Source organism: Fictibacillus aquaticus (assembly GCF_002245695.1).
Lineage (GTDB): Bacteria > Bacillota > Bacilli > Bacillales > Fictibacillaceae > Fictibacillus > Fictibacillus aquaticus.
The window spans coordinates 1-1,247 of sequence record NZ_NOII01000044.1 but is presented as its reverse complement, the minus strand read 5'-3'; the positions used below and the strand labels follow the sequence as shown (position 1 = coordinate 1,247).

General features: G+C 45.6%; 1 protein-coding gene. It reads left to right on the top strand.

Translation table 11 applies throughout. From position 1 onward, the window contains the following. Positions 1–132 precede the first annotated feature (132 nt). Positions 133–906, top strand: coding sequence for a protein-glutamine gamma-glutamyltransferase (locus tag CGZ90_RS19055; RefSeq protein ID WP_165766921.1), 774 nt, complete (start codon positions 133–135; stop codon positions 904–906). Positions 907–1,247 lie beyond the last annotated feature (341 nt).

Here is a 1,247-nt window from a genome sequence, read left to right as displayed (position 1 = left end):
TTTTCTTAATATGCGATGTCATAATGTATTTCACACTCAAATTGTTAAAAAATTAACGGAGGACCTTCATTCACACAAAAACGCAGCAGTCATACAATGTACTACTATCCTGTGAAGACAGGGGGGAGACTAATGATTATTATTGGAGGATATCCCGTTTCACCAAGTGCGGTTGACGGGATGGGACAGCTGACATTAGCACAGAAACAGATTGCAAAAAAACTTGCGGCAAGCAGTGAAACGTTTTATTACGCCAGCAACCATCAGTTTACATTCGAAGTGGTGATGCGGACGAACATCGTGACAGCTGCTTATGCGCTAAAAGACAGCGGTGCAGGGTTTGCCACCTTCCGCAATTCCAGATGCAACCCTGTATTCTGGCAGAGGACTGGATATGGCGGGTTTCTTTTAAAAAGAGGTGTGTCACCTTCAGCAGCTATAACGGATATATTCTTTAACGGCAGAAAATATGGCTTTGAGTGTACGACAGCCATTATGATTTTATTTTATAAAGCAATGCTTGAAACGATTGGATCTTCTATGTTTGACCAGCTGTTCGGAGGACTTCTGCTGTACAGCACGGAGCATGATGAAGACTTGCAGATCACAGCTTTTCGAACCGGTGATCCGATGCCAGGAGATATACTGTATATCAAAAATCCACAGCACGATCCGAACAAGCCGCAATGGCAAGGAGAGAACATCGTAGAATTGGGGAACGGGCTATATTTTGGGCATGGTATTGGAACAGGAAGCCTGCAGGAGATTATAGGCGTCTTAAATACAAAAAGAATGCCTGGAGCGACGATTTCAGCATATTTAACTGACGATATCATCCGCCCAAATTACCGTCTCATGTCAGAATACACACGAAATCCGGTTCGGAGATTGCTTGCTACTTCTTAAAAATACAAAAAAGCCTGGGGAATATCGGAGGGCATATTAGGCTGTTTTCAAATCTAAGTTGCTTTAACGAAATCAGAGAAGCTGTTGATCTCCGTTTCAGGTGCACGCTTTCCGCGGGGCGTGGCGATAATCAGAAACGGCTCGTTCAGCCCCGACAAGCAAAAGGGAAAGGGGCCGGTAAGTCGCTCTTTGACTTATTGGACACTTGCCCTTTTGACCTCGAGGGGCTAGCCGTTTTCTGCTGGACAAGTGAGCCCCCTCGCCGCTATGCGCCATTGAGTGTCTCACCTTCCTGCTTGTCCCGCAGGATAAGGAAGACAACGTAGCAAGACATCGCACGA

Excerpts from the sequence above, each read along its gene's own strand:
- CGZ90_RS19055 (WP_165766921.1), top strand. The coding sequence starts at position 133 with ATGATTATTATTGGAGGATATCCCGTTTCACCAAGTGCGGTTGACGGG.